The sequence below is a fragment of the Kitasatospora sp. NPDC058243 genome, from assembly GCF_042882025.1.
GTDB lineage: Bacteria > Actinomycetota > Actinomycetes > Streptomycetales > Streptomycetaceae > Kitasatospora.
Window position 1 is genome coordinate 2,666 of record NZ_JBHVWW010000139.1, and the last position, 580, is coordinate 3,245.

The following is a 580-nucleotide window of genomic DNA, read 5'->3' on the forward strand; positions in this document are numbered from 1 at the left end:
TTGCGGGGCAGCGCGAGGCACCCGAGCGCACCAGGAATTGTGCTCCGGTGTCCCGTACCCGTTCCAGCAGGTCACGGGCGTCGAAGCCGGCGTCGGCCAGGAGCAGCGCCGTGTCGTCCAGGATGTGCAGGAGCCGGGCGGCACAGGTGGTCTCGCCGTCGCTCTCGGGGCCGAAGGCCGCGGCGGGCAGGGCCCGGGTGCCGCACTCGACGATCACCAGCAGCCGCAGCAGCGGGTAGCCGAACTCCGTCTTCTCCCCGGCCCGCTTGGGGTAACGCCAGAGAATCCGCCCGTCCTCGGGGACGTGCAGGCTGGTGCCGTCGATCGCGACGGTCCGCAGGCCCCGGTAGTACACACCGGGCCGGCCCTTCTCGCCGACCGGCCCGGCCGATATCTCGAACAACACCTTCAACGGGCGGGCACCCAGGCGGCGTCGGGCCCGTGAGAGCGAGGAGACCGCCGGACGCGTGATGGCCGAAGCGGGCAGATGCACGGTCAGCCTGCCCCACACCGCCCGGTAGGAGCAGTCCTCGAACAGTGCCAGCGCGAGCACGAAGTAGACCACCACCCGGGCAGGCAG

Annotated in this window: 1 protein-coding gene; it reads right to left on the minus strand. The window is 71.7% G+C overall.

What is annotated here, in order from left to right; genetic code table 11:
* The coding region (locus tag ACFVX9_RS39540) for a transposase domain-containing protein (protein WP_387987112.1) at positions 1-580 on the minus strand (580 nt) is incomplete at both ends.